This is a genomic window from Pseudomonas sp. KB_15, from assembly GCF_052114525.1.
Lineage (GTDB): Bacteria > Pseudomonadota > Gammaproteobacteria > Pseudomonadales > Pseudomonadaceae > Aquipseudomonas.
Window position 1 is genome coordinate 84,137 of record NZ_JBFREX010000014.1, and the last position, 14,981, is coordinate 99,117.

Consider the following 14,981-nt stretch of genomic DNA (forward strand, 5'->3'; position numbering starts at 1 on the left):
CAAGCTCGCTCCCACAAGGGATATGCGTCGAGTTTCAGATTGTGGCCAGTTCCCGCAACCGGGCAGCGTCGAGGATTTCTATTTCGCCGTAACTCAGCCCGATGATCCCCTGCCCCTGCAACTCCTTGAGAATCTGGTTGGTGGTCTGGCGCGACAGCGACAGCATTGCGGCAAGCTGCTCCTGGGGCAGTTGCAGGACGCGGCGCGGTGGGGCGGTCTCGCCATAGCCTTCGGCGATCATCAACAAGCGGTGCGCCAGCCTTGCCGGGGCCGGCAACAGGCTCAATTGTTCGAGGTTGATGAAGGTCATGCGCAACTTCTGGCTCATCAGCAACGCCAGTTGCCGCCAATGCTGCGGATGCTCATCAAGCAACGCCAGCAAGGTGTTTTGGGGAATGTGCAGCAGCGTGCACTGGCCTACGCCGTAGGCATCGTGGGTGCGCGGCTGGCCGTCGAACAGGCAGATTTCGCCGAACCAGTGCGGCGGCTCCACCAGGCTCAGCAACGCTTCCTTGCCCTGCTCGCTCACGGCACCGACGCGCACCGCGCCTTCAAGCACCGCGTACAGGCCGCAGGGCGGATCGCCGCGCTTGAACAGCCGTTGGCCCGGCGACAAGCGCCGCACCCTGGCCGCCGACAGGAGACTATCCTGTAGGGAAACAGGCAAACGGCTGAACCACTGACCGCTCATCAGGCGTGGACGCCAGACCTGCATATCCATGAAAACTCCTAGAGATTGTCGCCTGGCTGACAGAGCGGGAAGTGCCCCGGGGGCATGATCAATCACCCCCACAGGAGAACAACAATGAAAAGCCTCGTCGACCACCTCAGTCAATACGCCGCCTACCACCGTGATCCGCGCAACATCGCCAGTCACTTTATCGGTATTCCGTTGATTGTGGTGGCCGTCGCCGTGTTGCTGTCCCGGCCGGAGTGGTCGCTGGGCGGCGTGTGGATGTCGCCGGCGGTGCTCGTTTCGCTGGCATCGGCGTGGTTTTACCTGCGCCTGGAGTTGCGCCTGGGCGTGTTGATGACGGTTTTGCTGGGGCTGTCCGTGTGGGCAGGTCATGTGCTGGCGCAGCAAAGCACGCTGGTCTGGCTGAGCAGTGGCGTGGCGATGTTCGTGATCGGTTGGGCGATCCAGTTTGTCGGCCATCACTACGAAGGGCGCAAACCGGCCTTTGTCGATGACGTGACCGGGTTGATTGTCGGGCCGTTGTTCGTGGTGGCTGAGTTGGCGTTCATGCTCGGGATGCGACATGACCTGAAAGAGCAGATCGAGGCGCGGGCGGGTGGGGTGCGGGTCAATCCGAAACGTGCTGCTGTCTAGATCGCAATCGCGAGCAAGCTCGCTCCCACAGGGTTTCGGGTTAACCACATGTTTTGTGGTCAACACCGATTCAATGTGGGAGCGGGCTTGCTCCGGGCGGCGATCCGACGAAGCTTTTGATTTTAAATATTCGCGACTTTCTGCCAGACCTTCGGCTTGAAGAACAGCGTCTCACCCTTCGCCAACCCGATCAGGCTGTCGTGATCCTTGACCACTTCGGCCTCGATCAGATCGCTCTGCCCTTCGACCTTCAGCGTCACCCGAGTCGTCGCACCCAGCGGACGAATATCGCGCACTTCGGCCGCGTGGTGGTCTTCCAGTTCATGCCGGGACAACGACACCTCGTGCGGGCGGAACAGCACGTGGTTGTCTTCGCCCAGGTGCAGACGGTTCGAATCACCGAGGAAGTGATAGACGAAGTCGCTGGCCGGATTTTCGTAGACGTCGCCCGGTGAGCCGATCTGCTCGATCACACCCTTGTTCATCACCACGATACGGTCGGCGACTTCCATCGCTTCTTCCTGGTCGTGGGTCACGAACACCGAGGTCAGGTTGATGTCTTCGTGCAACCGCGCCAACCAGCGGCGCAGCTCTTTGCGGACCTTGGCGTCGAGGGCGCCGAAGGGTTCGTCGAGCAGCAGCACTTTTGGTTCCACCGCCAACGCCCGGGCCAACGCAATGCGCTGACGCTGGCCGCCGGAGAGTTGCTCCGGGTAGCGATCCGAGAGCCAGTCCAGTTGCACCATGTTCAGCAGTTCGTGAACTTTGGTTGCGATCTGGCTTTCACTCGGGCGCTGGTTTTTCGGCTTCATGCGCAGGCCGAACGCGACGTTGTCGAACACGGTCATGTGGCGGAACAAGGCGTAGTGCTGGAACACAAAGCCGACGTTGCGATCGCGCACGTCATGACCGGAAACGTCTTCACCGTGGAACACGATGTTGCCCCGGTCCGGGGTTTCCAGGCCAGCGATGATCCGCAGCAGCGTGGTCTTGCCGCAGCCCGACGGACCGAGCAACGCGACGAGTTCGCCGCTCTGGATGTCCAGGCTGATGTTGTCCAGCGCCTTGAACGCGTTGAAGTTCTTGCTGACGTTACGCACTTCGATCGACATGAATTATTCCTCCGCGGCGCTGGCGCGCAGGCGGTTAATACGGTTTTCGCTCCACTGCTTGAGCAGCAGGATGAAGAGCGCCAGGATCAGCAACAGGCTCGCCACGGCGAACGCGGCCACGTGGTTGTATTCGTTGTAGAGGATCTCGACGTGCAGCGGCAGGGTGTTGGTCACCCCGCGAATGTGCCCGGAAACCACCGATACCGCACCGAACTCACCCATGGCCCGCGCGGTACACAGCACCACACCGTAGATCAGGCCCCATTTGATGTTGGGGACCGTGACGTGCCAGAACATCTGCCAGCCGTTGGCCCCGAGCAAGCGCGCAGCCTCCTCTTCCTGAGTGCCCTGTTCCTGCATCAGCGGGATCAGTTCACGGGCCACGAACGGCACAGTGACGAAGATCGTCGCCAGCACGATGCCCGGCAGGGCGAAGACGATCTGGATGTCGTGATCCTGCAACCACGGCCCGAACAGACCCTGAGCGCCGAACATCAGCACATACACCAGACCGGCAATCACCGGCGATACCGAGAACGGCAGGTCGATCAGCGTCACCAGCATGCTCTTGCCGCGGAACGAGTACTTGCTCACGCACCACGCGGCGCTGACACCGAACACCAGGTTCAGCGGCACCGAAATCAGCACGGCGATGACCGTGAGCTTCAGCGCCGACAGGGCGTCCGGTTCAAAGATCGCGGTGAAGAACGCACCGAGGCCAAGTTTCAGGCCCTGGGACACCACGATGAACAGCGGCAGCAACAGGAACAGCGCAAAAATCAGCCAGCCAAGGCCGATCAGGATTCGCCGCGAGGTCGCACTGCCACGGCGGGCAGCGTTCGAGGAAGCGGCAGCAATAGACGATTGGGACATGGGTGCCGCCTCCTTATGGGGTTTCGATGCGCCGCTGCAACAAGTTGATCAGCAGCAACAGGACGAAGGAAACCACCAGCATCAGTACACCAATGGAGGTAGCGCCGGTGTAATCGTATTGGTCGAGCTTGACCATGATCAGCAGCGGCAAAATCTCGGTTTTCATCGGCATGTTGCCGGCGATGAAAATCACCGAACCATACTCGCCGACCCCTCGGGCAAAGGCCAAAGCGAAACCGGTTAGCCATGCCGGCAGCAGTGCCGGCAGCAGGATATGGCGGAAAACCTGCAATGGTTTTGCCCCCAGGCACGCCGCCGCTTCTTCGACTTCACGAGGAATATCGGCCAATACTGGCTGTACGGTACGTACTACGAATGGAAGTGTCACAAAAGTGAGGGCAAGGGTGATGCCCAGGGGGGTGTAGGCGATCTTGAAACCCAGATCCGCTGCAAACTGACCAACCAGGCCGGTAGGCGTGTACAGCGCGGTCAGCGCAATACCGGCCACCGCCGTGGGCAATGCGAACGGCAAGTCGATCATTGCATCGATCACTTTTCGTCCAGGGAAGGTATAGCGCACTAATACCCAGGCCAGCAGCGTGCCGATGATGCCGTTGATGATCGCGGCACAAAGCGCCGTGCCGAAGCTGAGCTTCAGCGCGGCCAGCACCCGTGGCGCCGAGATGATTGCCCAGAACTGATCCCAGGTGAGTTGAGCGGCATGCACGAACATCGCCGCCAGTGGTATGAGCACAATCAGGCTGAGGTACACCAAGGTGTAGCCCAGCGTCAGCCCGAAGCCGGGTATGACGGGGGAGATACGACGCGACATAAAAGTCCCTGGTTAAAAAGCGATCTGCTAAACCCACTCATGTGGGAGCGGGCTTGCTCGCGAAAGCAGTGTGTCAGTCAACGTTAATGCCGCCTGATACACCGTCTTCGCGAGCAAGCCCGCTCCCACATGTTAAGCACCTTAGCTGACTTGCATTGGGGCTCGTAGTGGCTATTTAAGATTACTGCGCCTGGTAGATCTGGTCGAACACGCCCCCGTCATTGAAGAATTTCGGCTGCGCGGTTTTCCAGCCGCCGAAGTCCTTGTCGATGCTCACCAGTTCCAGTTTCGGGAACTGCTGGGCGTACTTGGAGGCCACGTCCTTGTCACGCGGGCGATAGAAGTTCTTCGCCGCGATTTCCTGGCCGGCCGGGCTGTACAGGTGCTTGAGGTAGGCTTCGGCGATCTGCTCGTTGCCCTTTTTCTCGGCATTTTTGTCGACCACCGCTACCGGTGGCTCAGCGAGAATCGACAGCGAAGGCACGACGATGTCGAACTTGTCGGCGCCGCCCTCTTCTTTCAGGGCCAGGAAGGCTTCGTTTTCCCAGGCCAGCAATACGTCACCCTGACCGTTGTTGACGAAGGTAATGGTCGAGCCGCGAGCGCCGGTGTCCAGCACAGGTACGTGCTTGAACAGGGTTTGTACGTATTCCTTGGCCTTGGCTTCGTCACCGCCATTGGCTTTCAGGCCATAGGCCCACGCCGCGAGGAAGTTCCAGCGCGCACCGCCGGAGGTTTTCGGGTTCGGCGTGATCACCGAGACGTCATTCTTGACCAGGTCACCCCAGTCCTTGATGCCTTTAGGGTTGCCCTTGCGCACCAGGAACACGATGGTCGAGGTGTAAGGCGTGCTCGCGTCCGGCAGGCGTTTTTGCCAGTCCGTTGGCAGGCTTTTGCCGAGCTTGGCGATTTCGTCGATGTCACCGGCCAGGGCCAGGGTCACGACGTCGGCACGCAGGCCGTCGATCACCGCCCGACCTTGCTTGCCCGAGCCGCCGTGGGATTGCTGGACCTTCACCGTGTCGCCCGCGTGGTCTTTCTGCCAGAACTTGATGAACTCGGCGTTGTAGTCCTGATACAGCTCGCGGGTCGGGTCGTACGACACGTTGAGCAGCTCGTAGTCCTTGGCAACTGCGGAACCGGCAAAAAGGGCGCTGGCCAGGGCGGCCAAAGCGAAATGACGAATCGACGACATGGTGAAAGCTCCTGGAATTCTTGGTGTGTTGGCTTTTTCTTATGGGATATCGGAAATCGCGGTGCCTGATTCGCCTCAGCCCGGCTTGTTGCCCGGCTGTTGCAAACGGAATTTTTCTTTGCGTTCGATCTGCACCACCTGGGCGTTGTGCACGGTGATTTCCACGGCCCCAAAGCGCAGGTCGCGCAGGGCACTCTGGATTTCACGCAGGATGGTGGCTTCGTCTTGACCGTCGACGCTACGCAGGGATGCGCTCATATTGCTGCTCCTTCAACCGAGAGATTGCCTCGCAGTGTCGGCACTGCTTGCGGCTTGAGAGCAATACTAGAGAGACATGGATATTCTTAAAAAGACTATTTAAGAATGTTTATATAACCATAAGACATTACTTGAAGGGACAAGGGCTTGAGATGAATCGCCCTCTTTCAAGCACACAAAAAACCTGTGAGAGCGGGCTTGCTCGCGAAGAGGCCGGCACATTCAACACCCCTGTTGCCAGACAGTCCGCCTTCGCGAGCAAGCCCGCTCCCACAGGTTTTGTGTATCAGCAAGGCGGTGAGGTAACTGCTCCGATCACCGGCGCATGAGCCCAGTTCAACTGCCCTGCCGGCACCGGCCGCCCGAACCAATAACCCTGCCCCAGATCACAGCCCTGTTCGAGGAGGAAAGCAGCCTGTTCGACCTGCTCGATCCCCTCGGCATGCACCTGCATGCCCATGCTCTGCGCCAAGGCAATGATCACCCGCGAAATCGCCGCATCGTCCTCATCCCACGGCAACCCGGCCACGAAGCCCTGGTCGATTTTCAGCTTCTGCACCGGCAGACGCTTGAGTCGCAGCAGCGATGAATAACCTGTGCCGAAGTCGTCGATGGCCAGGCGCACTCCCAACTCGCGCAGACGATGCATCTGCTCCAGCGCGACTTCCGGGTCCTCCATCACCGCACTTTCGGTCACTTCCAGCTCCAGAAAGGCCGGCTCCAGCCCGGTTTCGCGCAGTACCTGCGCCACCTGCCGATACAGCTCACGACGGGCGAACAACCGTGAAGAAACGTTGACCGCAACAAACGACAGCATCACCCCGTCCCGCTGCCACCGGCACATCTGCCGGCACGCCTGCGCCATGACCCAGGCATCGATTTCAGCGATCAGGCCGGTTCGTTCGGCCACCGGAATGAATTCCGCCGGAGACACCATTCCTCGCTGAGGGTGCTGCCAACGCACCAGCGCCTCGACACCCATCAGGCGGCTGGTCTTGAGGTCGTGAACCGGCTGGTAATGAACCCGCAGCTCTTGCCGGTCCAGGGCGCGGCGCAATTCGAAGGCAATCTCGACTCGTTGCTGCACGTGGGCCGTCAACTCTTCGGTGTACAGGGCATAATCATTGCGCCCCGTGCTTTTGGCCTTGAACAGCGCAGAGTCTGCATTACGCAGCAGTTGCTCGACGCTCAAGGCATCGCTGGGGAACAGGCTGATGCCGATGCTGGTGTTGATGAACAGCTGGTGCCCATCAATGAGGAACGGCTCTTTGAGGCCATCGATAATCCGCTGGGCCAACGCAGCGGCCTGGACCAGTTGCGGACAACTTTCGGCGAGTACCGCGAACTCATCCCCGCCCAAGCGCGCCAGGGTGATGCCCGGGCCGAACATGGCGCCCAGGCGCTCGGCCACAGCCTTGAGCAACTGATCGCCAACGCTATGCCCGAGGCTGTCGTTGATCAACTTGAAGTGATCGAGGTCGATCATCAGCAGCGCGCAGCCACACTTGTGGACCTGTGCCGAGGCCAGGGCCTGTTCGGCGCGGTCGGTGAACAACAGGCGGTTCGGCAGGTCCGTCAGCGGGTCGTGGTGCGCCAGGTGCATCAACTCGTGTTCGGAGTTCTTGATCGCACTGATATCGGAAAACACCGCCACATACTGGCTCGGCTGGCCGTAGTCGTCGTGGATCAGGCGGATCGTCTGCCATTGCGGGTAAACCTCGCCGCTTTTGCGCCGGTTCCAGATTTCCCCGCTCCACTCCCCGGTGCTTTCAAGCTCGGCGAACATCGCCCGATAGAAATCGGGTGGATGACGCCCGGACTTGAACATATTGGGCCGCTGTCCCTGCACGTCCTCACACCCGTAGCCGGTGATTTCCATGAACGCCCGGTTCACATGGACGATCACGCCTTCCCGATTGGTGACCAGCACGCCTTCGCGGGTGCAGTCGAACACTGCCGCTGCCTGGCGCAGGCGCTCGCGGTTGGTATTGCGCTCGTGCAATGTGGCGCCGATGCCCAGACACCGTAGCAGCCGCGCTCGGGCAATGAAGATCAACCCGGCGCTGAACAGCACCCAGACATAACCGTTGATCAGTTGCCATCGCAGTCGCTCGGCGGAGCTATCGAAGAAACTGTTCAATAAATAACCACTGATCTGCAGCCAAACCACAGAAAGCAATAGATAGAGCAGCGCTGCGCGCAAGGCATCGCGATAGGTGGCAGACATCCGGCGATCCATGTCCCTACAAAAAGGTTGGAATTATAGTTTAAAGACACATCCAGCCACTCTTATCTGAAAGGGCGACTGGTTTTCTGTGTGGGCTTAGTGATAATGCAACGGCTGTTTTTTTCTTTATCGAGGGCCCTACAGCCTATGTGGTACGAAGGTTTACTTGGCTTGTCGGCCTGGTCACTGGTGGCAGTCACCCTGCTGATGACCCACGTCACGATCATTGCCGTCACGGTCTATCTGCACCGTTACTCGGCCCATCGCTCCCTGGAGCTGAATGGGGGCCTCAAGCATTTCTTCCGTTTCTGGCTGTGGCTGACCACGGCGCAGAACACCCGCGAGTGGACCGCCATCCACCGCAAGCATCACGCTAAATGCGAGACCGTCGATGACCCGCACAGCCCGGTCATCAAGGGCTTGTCCACGGTGTTGCGCAAAGGCGCCGAGTTGTACCGCGCCGAAGCGGAAAACCCCGAGACGCTGCGCATCTACGGCAAGAACTGCCCCGAAGACTGGATCGAGCGCAACCTCTACAGCCGCTTCCCGCTGCTGGGCATCGCGATCATGGGCGTTATCGACCTGCTGCTGTTCGGCACCATCGGCATCACCATCTGGGCTATCCAGATGATGTGGATCCCGGTGTGGGCCGCCGGCGTGGTCAATGGCCTGGGCCATGCCATCGGCTACCGCAATTTCGAATGCCGCGATGCGGCGACCAACCTGGTGCCGTGGGGCATCCTGATTGGCGGCGAAGAACTGCATAACAACCATCACACCTACCCTAACTCGGCAAAACTGTCGGTGAAGAAGTGGGAATTCGACCTGGGCTGGGCATGGATTCAAGTCTTCAGCTTCCTGCGCCTGGCCAAGGTTCAACGGGTTGCGCCGATTGCCCATCGCGTCGAAGGCAAGGGCAACCTGGACATGGACACCGCCATGGCGATCCTCAACAACCGCTTCCAGATCATGGCCCAGTACCGCAAATTGGTGATCGGCCCGCTGGTCAAGCAAGAGCTGGAAAAGGTCGATCACTCGGTACGTCACCAGTTCCACCGGGCCAAACGCCTGCTTTCGCGGGAGACCAGCCTGCTGGATGACAAACACCATGTACGCATCCAGAACATGCTCGAACACAGTCAGGCGCTGAAGGTAATTTACGAGAAACGCCTGGCCCTGCAGCAGATCTGGGTCAAGACCAGCTCAAATGGCCACGACATGCTGGCGGCCATCAAGGATTGGGTACACGAAGCCGAAGCCAGCGGGATTCAATCCCTGCGCGACTTCGCCGATCAGTTGAAAACCTACTCCCTGCGTCCTGCCGCCGTCTGATTGCAGCGCGCTGCCGCAAAACCTGTGGGAGCGAGCCTGCTCGCGAAGGCGGCGTGTCAGTCAATATTGATTTGACTGGCACCCCCTGACTGAAAAATCGCGTCGCCAGTACCGCCCGGCGGGAGCAAGCCCCCTCGCCACAAACGGCGGGAACTTCATCCAAAAACCCCTATCTCAAAGACACTTCGCCATCCCCGGCGGGCTTGATGTTGGCCGCGATCGCGCGCGGCATGCCCTTTGAGATTTGTGTCGATGGCCCCAAAAAACCTGCAAGACTCATCTTCGCCCCATTGGCCCGAGGCCGCGCAGACCCTGATGGCGCTGATGCGCGCCCAAGGCGAAGTGGCACGCCTGAGCGAACGCGAACAGTTGTTCAGCACCTTGCTGGGGAGCGTCAACGCGGTGCTGTGGGCATTCGATTGGGAATCCCGCCGGGTGCTTTACGTCAGCCCCGCCTATGAACGGCTCTTCGGCCGCTCGGCCGATCTGCTGCTGGCCGACTGCAATCAATGGCGCGACAGCATTTACCCTGACGACCTGGATTATGCCGAACGCAGCCTGGCCGAAGTGCTGGACAAAGGTGCCGTGGAAGACCGCGAGTATCGAATCATTGCCGCCGACGGCCAAGTGCGCTGGCTCCGCGACAAATGCTTCATCAATCGCCAGGCCGAGCCGGGTCAACCGGTGATCATCGTTGGCATCGCCGAAGACATCACCGACAAGAAGCAGATGGAGACCGAGCTGCATCGCCTGGCCACCACCGACGCGCTGACCCAAAGCAGCAATCGCCATCATTTCTTCGAATGTGCTCACCGCGCGTTCGAACACTCCCGGCAACAGGGCGAGCCTCTGTCGTTCCTGATGCTGGACATCGATGACTTCAAGACAGTCAACGACACCTACGGCCACCAGGAAGGTGACAACGTGTTGCAACGCATCGCCGAAAGCGGCCGCGCAGCGTTGCGCCGTGGCGACCTGTTCGGGCGCATTGGCGGTGAGGAGTTCGCAGCGGTGTTTCCCGGCTGTACACCGCAGATGGCCCTGCAAGTGGCTGAACGCTTGCAACGGCAGATTCAGCAATTGAGTTTCAACCATGAAGGCCAGTCGTTCGGCATCACCGTCAGCCAGGGCCTGACCAGCCTGACCGCCGGGGACGAAAACGTGGAGCACCTGTTTTCCCGGGCGGATGCCGCGATGTATCAGGCCAAGCGCGAGGGCAAGAACCGGATTGTTACTGCCTGACAGGATCACCTTGGATCCCTGTGGGAGCGAGCTTGCTCGCGATAGCGGACTGTCAATCGACATTAATGTTGAATGTCAGACTCTCATCGCGAGCAAGCTCGCTCCTACAGGGGTTGGTGGTGTACTTACTTTTTGCGCAAGCGCATCAACTCCGGCAAGCCGATCTTGAGCAACCGCGCCGTCCGGCTCTTTGCCAGCTCCTCGATGCCCTCATGCTCGGTCAGGCGCGCCATCTGCGCCGCCATGTTCATCACCAACGCTTCGCGGGAGTAAACCCCGCCACCGAGCTGGTAGGCCGCGGCAATCAGCTCTCGTAACTCCAGCGGCAGGCGCCAGCGTGTGCGCAGGGCCGAACCATAGGCCGCGCCATACTCGGCCAGCGCTTCACCCACTTCCTCCAACTCGTCCAGTTCGCCGCCAGCCTGTTTCCATTCCTGCAGACAGCGCAGCAACGCCAGATCGCCGAGACGATGCAACATGCCGGCGCAATAGCAACGCTCCTGATCCAGATCGAGCAGGCGCGCCAGGGTTCGCGCGTATTCGGCGGTGTGCAGCGACAGATCCCAGTAACGCTCGGCATAGTCAGCCAATTGCGGATCGCTGAGCCGGGCACTGCGCTTGAGCGCCAGGCCGAGAATCAGGTTCATGCTCTGTCCGGTGCCCAGGCGATGCAGCGCCTGGGACAGGGTTTGCACAGCAACGCCGAGGTGCTGCGCCGCGCTGTTGGCAGCAGCGATCAGCACAGCCGTGACCTGCGGATCGGTGCGGATTTCGTCCTCCAGTACCGTCAGGTCGAGACCATTGGGGTTGAGGCTGCGCTTGACCGCCACCTGCACGTCGGTCATCAGCGGCGCACCGTCGGCCAGTTCGCGTCGACGTTCCAGATACACCGACAACGTCATGCCCGGCGCCAGCGACGGCACTTCGCACGAGACTTCTTCCCCGGCGTGCAGCAGCAACCCCTGCAACCGATGGGTCAGGCTTTCCATATTCAGGGGCTTGGTCAGGTAGGCGGCCGGCGCCAGAGGCAAGGCCTCGCGCACGCTGGCACCGTCGTTGCGGCTGCTCATCAGAATGAACGGCAGAGGTGGATTGCGTTTGCGCTGGCGAATACTGCGCAGGACATTCAGGCCATCGACGCCAGGCAACTCCCAGTCGGCGATCACCAGGTCATAGGGGTTGGTCGCCAACAGCTCCAACGCTTGCTGACCATCGGCGCACAAGTCCAGCCGCGCATCGCAACGTACGTTCAACAACACTTCCTTGAGCAGATCCCRGGACCAGGGGTCGGCCTCGGCGATCAGGACTCTTGGAACCGCGGGTAAAATGACAGTCGTCATACAGCTCTCCCTGACAATGCAGGAACCTTAGCCAATGCAGGCCATTCGATACAGCGCTAATGCGCGGGATGAGTTTCAAGGGGCATGAAAAAACCCGCCGAAGCGGGTTTTTTGTGGATCAGGTCACACCGAGTGATCAGAGCTCGGAGAAGCACTCTTCGATGATCGCCAGGCCTTTGTCCAGTTGCTCGTCCGGCGAGGTCAGCGGTACCAGGACGCGCAGAACGTTGCCGTAGGTGCCGCAGGACAGCAGGATCAGACCCTTGTCGCGAGCCTTGGCCACAACCGATGCCACAGCGGCAGCGTTTGGCTTGTGGCTGTCGCCGTTTTCGAACAGCTCGACAGCGATCATCGCGCCCAGGGCACGGACTTCGCCGATCACCGGGTACTTGGCCTGGATGGCCTTCAGGCCAGTCACCAGACGCTCGCCAACAGCCTTGCAACGATCCAGCAGGTGCTCTTCTTCAAACACTTCCATCACGGCCAGGGCCGCGGCGCAAGCGATCGGGCTACCGGCGTAGGTGCCACCCAGGCCGCCTGGAGCGATGGCGTCCATGTATTCGGCCTTGCCGCACACACCGGCCAGCGGGAAGCCGCCAGCGATGGATTTGGCGAAAGTGGTCAGGTCGGCAGCAACGCCCATCTGTTCCATGGCGAAGAAAGTACCGGTACGGCCAGCGCCAGTCTGTACTTCGTCAGCGATCAGCAGGATGCCGTGCTGGTCGCACAGGGCACGCAGACGCTTCATGAATTCTTTCGGAGCGACGTAGAAACCACCTTCGCCCTGAACCGGCTCGATGATGATCGCGGCGATGTCTTTCGGCTCGGCGTCGTTCTTGAAGATGCGTTCGATGGAAGCGATCGAATCGTCGATGCTCACACCGTGCAGTTCATTCGGGTACAGCGCGCGGAAGATGCCGCCTGGCATCAGGCCCATGCCGGCCGAGTAAGGCACGACTTTACCGGTCAGGCCCAGGGTCATCATGGTGCGACCGTGGTAGGCGCCGGTGAAGGCGATCACACCGGCACGGCCAGTGGCGGCACGGGCGATCTTGATGGAGTTTTCCACGGCTTCAGAGCCAGTGGTCACCAGCAGGGTTTTCTTGTCGAAATCACCTGGGACCTTGGCGTTGATTTTTTCGCACACTTCCACGTACGGCTCGTAGGCCAGAACCTGGAAGCAAGTGTGGGTCAGCTTGTTCAGCTGTTCGGTCACGGCGGCGATAACTTTCGGGTGCACGTGGCCGGTGTTCAGCACAGCGATACCGCCGGCGAAGTCGATGAACTCACGACCTTCAACGTCGGTTACGGTCGCGTTCTTCGCGGAATCGGCGAAGATCGGGTGAATCTGGCCAACACCACGTGGAACAGCAGCGGTACGGCGGGCCATCAAAGAAGCGTTAGTCTTGCTCATACATTCCTCATTCACCGCTCATCGGGCGGCGTGGTTCAAGGATAAAGCGACGGGGAGCAACGGCGGCAGCATGCGATGATCGACTGCCACTGCGTTCCCGGCCACCGAGAATATTCCGGTTTGAAGCGGCGCAAAGGGACAGCGCTCTCGTGCCCTTTGCGTTTGAAGCAATGCTCTTCCCGGCTTATTAGATGCCCAGGCAGAGGTATTTGATTTCCAGGTAATCTTCGATGCCGTACTTGGAGCCTTCACGGCCCAGGCCCGAGGCCTTGATGCCGCCGAACGGCGCGACTTCGTTGGAGATCAACCCGGTGTTGACGCCGACCATGCCGTATTCCAGGGCTTCAGCCACACGGAACACACGGCCCAGGTCGCGAGCATAGAAGTACGAGGCCAGACCGAACTCGGTGTCGTTGGACATCGCGATCACGTCGGCTTCGTCTTTGAAGCGGAACAGCGGAGCCAATGGACCGAAGGTTTCTTCCTTGGCCACGGCGGCGTTGTTCGGTACGTTGGTCAGGATGGTCGGTTCGAAGAAGTTACCTTCCATCGACTTGCCGCCGGACAGCACGGTGGCGCCTTTGGCAACGGCGTCAGCAATGTGCTCTTGCACCTTGGCCACGGCTTTTTCGTCGATCAGCGGGCCAGTGGTGGTGCCTGCTTCCAGACCGTTACCGATCTTGAGCTTGGCCACAGCCACTTTCAGCTTCTCGGCGAACGCGTCGTAGACCGAATCCTGAATGTACAGGCGGTTGGCGCAGACGCAGGTCTGACCGTTGTTGCGGTACTTGGAAATGATCGCGCCTTCGACGGCCTTATCCAGGTCCGCGTCGTCGAACACGATGAACGGTGCGTTGCCGCCCAGTTCCAGGGACACTTTCTTGATGTCCTTGGCGCATTCCGACATCAGTTGACGACCGATTTCGGTCGAACCGGTGAAGGACAGCTTGCGCACGATCGGGTTGCTGGTCAGCTCGCTGCCGATGTCGCCGGCGCTGCCGGAAACCACGCTGAACACGCCAGCCGGGATGCCGGCACGCTGGGCCAGTTCAGCCAGGGCGAAAGCGGAGAACGGAGTTTGCGAAGCAGGCTTGAGCACCATGGTGCAACCGGCAGCCAGAGCCGGGCCGGCTTTACGGGTGATCATTGCAGCCGGGAAGTTCCACGGGGTGATGGCAGCGGTCACGCCGATTGGCTGCTTGATCACGATCAGGCGCTTGTCTGGCTGGTGGCCCGGAATCACGTCACCGTAGATGCGCTTGGCTTCTTCGGCGAACCATTCGATGAAGGAAGCGGCGTAAACGATTTCGCCCTTGGCTTCGGCCAATGGCTTGCCTTGTTCCAGGGTCATCAGGCGAGCCAGGTCGTCCTGGTTCTCGATGATCAGCTCGAACCAGCGACGCAGCTTGTTCGCACGTTCTTTGGCGGTCAGTGCACGCCAGGCCGGCAGCGCTTTGTCAGCAGCTTCGATCGCACGGCGGGTTTCGGCAGCGCCCATTTTCGGCACGGTGCCCAGAATTTCGCCCGTTGCCGGGTTGTTGACCTTGATCGTCTGACCATTGTCCGCATCAACCCACGCGCCATCGATGAAGGCTTGCTGGCGGAACAACTGGGTGTCTTTAAGCTGCATGTCGGCTTTCCTTAACAGCACCGTAACAATACGGAGCAAATTATGATTGTAGAAAGGCGCCTCAATAGGCTGCCGTCAGGGAAATCATTCACCGGGCTGAAGCACATAAATAGCGCACTGATTGAACTCGTGCGGTTCAGCACCCAGACAAGAGCGTTTGAAATCTCAAACGAATCCTAGGATCAAAGGGGGTAAA

At 60.0% G+C, this 14,981-nt stretch carries 13 protein-coding genes; 3 read left to right on the plus strand and 10 right to left on the minus strand.

All coding sequences use genetic code 11. From position 1 onward, the window contains the following. Window positions 1-34 precede the first annotated feature (34 nt). Window positions 35-721, minus strand: coding sequence for a Crp/Fnr family transcriptional regulator (locus tag AB4Z35_RS14475; RefSeq protein ID WP_442097726.1), 687 nt, complete (start codon window positions 719-721; stop codon window positions 35-37). Window positions 722-805: 84 nt separating this feature from the next. Here AB4Z35_RS14475 and AB4Z35_RS14480 point away from each other — a divergent pair, with 84 nt between their 5' ends. Next, window positions 806-1,330: an Mpo1 family 2-hydroxy fatty acid dioxygenase gene (locus AB4Z35_RS14480; protein WP_442097728.1), complete on the plus strand. Its 525-nt coding sequence runs from the start codon at window positions 806-808 to the stop codon at window positions 1,328-1,330. A gap of 122 nt (window positions 1,331-1,452) precedes the next feature. Here the strand turns inward: AB4Z35_RS14480 and AB4Z35_RS14485 are convergent, their stop codons facing one another. From AB4Z35_RS14485 to dibA, 6 genes are all read right to left on the minus strand, one after another. Then, the gene (locus AB4Z35_RS14485; protein ID WP_007999787.1) at window positions 1,453-2,442 is read right to left on the minus strand and encodes a sulfate/molybdate ABC transporter ATP-binding protein; all 990 of its coding nucleotides are present in this window, start codon (window positions 2,440-2,442) and stop codon (window positions 1,453-1,455) included. A 3-nt stretch (window positions 2,443-2,445) separates the two neighbouring features. Next, entirely contained in the window at window positions 2,446-3,315 is an 870-nt protein-coding gene (gene cysW / locus AB4Z35_RS14490) for a sulfate ABC transporter permease subunit CysW (protein WP_007972954.1), read from the minus strand. 13 nt (window positions 3,316-3,328) lie between these two features. Continuing rightward, the gene (gene cysT, locus AB4Z35_RS14495) at window positions 3,329-4,147 is read right to left on the minus strand and encodes a sulfate ABC transporter permease subunit CysT (RefSeq protein ID WP_007972956.1); all 819 of its coding nucleotides are present in this window, start codon (window positions 4,145-4,147) and stop codon (window positions 3,329-3,331) included. Between the two features lie 181 nt (window positions 4,148-4,328). After that, window positions 4,329-5,342 carry a sulfate ABC transporter substrate-binding protein gene (locus tag AB4Z35_RS14500; protein WP_442097730.1) on the minus strand — a complete coding sequence of 338 codons (1,014 nt, stop codon included), beginning with the start codon at window positions 5,340-5,342 and terminating at the stop codon, window positions 4,329-4,331. A gap of 75 nt (window positions 5,343-5,417) precedes the next feature. Next, window positions 5,418-5,600 (minus strand): sulfur starvation response protein OscA, encoded by a 183-nt coding sequence (gene oscA, locus AB4Z35_RS14505; RefSeq protein WP_007975618.1) that lies wholly within the window; start codon window positions 5,598-5,600, stop codon window positions 5,418-5,420. A gap of 286 nt (window positions 5,601-5,886) precedes the next feature. Continuing rightward, window positions 5,887-7,827, minus strand: a complete 1,941-nt coding sequence (gene dibA, locus AB4Z35_RS14510; protein ID WP_442097731.1) for a phosphodiesterase DibA — start codon at window positions 7,825-7,827, stop codon at window positions 5,887-5,889. 147 nt (window positions 7,828-7,974) lie between these two features. On the opposite strand from dibA, the gene desA reads away from it, so the two are divergent. Both desA and AB4Z35_RS14520 read left to right on the plus strand, forming a co-directional pair. After that, window positions 7,975-9,159, plus strand: coding sequence for a delta-9 fatty acid desaturase DesA (gene desA / locus AB4Z35_RS14515; RefSeq protein WP_442097732.1), 1,185 nt, complete (start codon window positions 7,975-7,977; stop codon window positions 9,157-9,159). A 252-nt stretch (window positions 9,160-9,411) separates the two neighbouring features. Then, entirely contained in the window at window positions 9,412-10,401 is a 990-nt protein-coding gene (locus AB4Z35_RS14520; protein ID WP_442097734.1) for a GGDEF domain-containing protein, read from the plus strand. A 125-nt stretch (window positions 10,402-10,526) separates the two neighbouring features. Here AB4Z35_RS14520 and AB4Z35_RS14525 read toward each other — a convergent pair whose 3' ends face one another. The 3 genes from AB4Z35_RS14525 to gabD form a co-directional block, all read right to left on the minus strand. Next, entirely contained in the window at window positions 10,527-11,741 is a 1,215-nt protein-coding gene (locus tag AB4Z35_RS14525) for an HDOD domain-containing protein (protein WP_442097736.1), read from the minus strand. 136 nt (window positions 11,742-11,877) lie between these two features. After that, window positions 11,878-13,155 (minus strand): 4-aminobutyrate--2-oxoglutarate transaminase, encoded by a 1,278-nt coding sequence (gabT, locus tag AB4Z35_RS14530; protein WP_007994487.1) that lies wholly within the window; start codon window positions 13,153-13,155, stop codon window positions 11,878-11,880. A 187-nt stretch (window positions 13,156-13,342) separates the two neighbouring features. Beyond that, the gene (gene gabD / locus AB4Z35_RS14535) at window positions 13,343-14,785 is read right to left on the minus strand and encodes an NADP-dependent succinate-semialdehyde dehydrogenase (RefSeq protein ID WP_442097738.1); all 1,443 of its coding nucleotides are present in this window, start codon (window positions 14,783-14,785) and stop codon (window positions 13,343-13,345) included. Between the last annotated feature and the right edge of the window lie 196 nt (window positions 14,786-14,981).

Bases quoted from the DNA above. Each gene is read 5' to 3' on its own strand.
- AB4Z35_RS14480 (WP_442097728.1), top strand. From the start codon at position 806: ATGAAAAGCCTCGTCGACCACCTCAGTCAATACGCCGCCTACCACCGT.
- AB4Z35_RS14520 (WP_442097734.1), top strand. From the start codon at position 9,412: ATGGCCCCAAAAAACCTGCAAGACTCATCTTCGCCCCATTGGCCCGAG.
- AB4Z35_RS14485 (WP_007999787.1), bottom strand. From the start codon at position 2,442: ATGTCGATCGAAGTGCGTAACGTCAGCAAGAACTTCAACGCGTTCAAG.
- cysW (WP_007972954.1), bottom strand. From the start codon at position 3,315: ATGTCCCAATCGTCTATTGCTGCCGCTTCCTCGAACGCTGCCCGCCGT.
- desA (WP_442097732.1), top strand. From the start codon at position 7,975: ATGTGGTACGAAGGTTTACTTGGCTTGTCGGCCTGGTCACTGGTGGCA.
- oscA (WP_007975618.1), bottom strand. From the start codon at position 5,600: ATGAGCGCATCCCTGCGTAGCGTCGACGGTCAAGACGAAGCCACCATC.
- AB4Z35_RS14500 (WP_442097730.1), bottom strand. From the start codon at position 5,342: ATGTCGTCGATTCGTCATTTCGCTTTGGCCGCCCTGGCCAGCGCCCTT.
- AB4Z35_RS14475 (WP_442097726.1), bottom strand. From the start codon at position 721: ATGGATATGCAGGTCTGGCGTCCACGCCTGATGAGCGGTCAGTGGTTC.
- dibA (WP_442097731.1), bottom strand. From the start codon at position 7,827: ATGTCTGCCACCTATCGCGATGCCTTGCGCGCAGCGCTGCTCTATCTA.
- gabD (WP_442097738.1), bottom strand. From the start codon at position 14,785: ATGCAGCTTAAAGACACCCAGTTGTTCCGCCAGCAAGCCTTCATCGAT.
- cysT (WP_007972956.1), bottom strand. From the start codon at position 4,147: ATGTCGCGTCGTATCTCCCCCGTCATACCCGGCTTCGGGCTGACGCTG.
- gabT (WP_007994487.1), bottom strand. From the start codon at position 13,155: ATGAGCAAGACTAACGCTTCTTTGATGGCCCGCCGTACCGCTGCTGTT.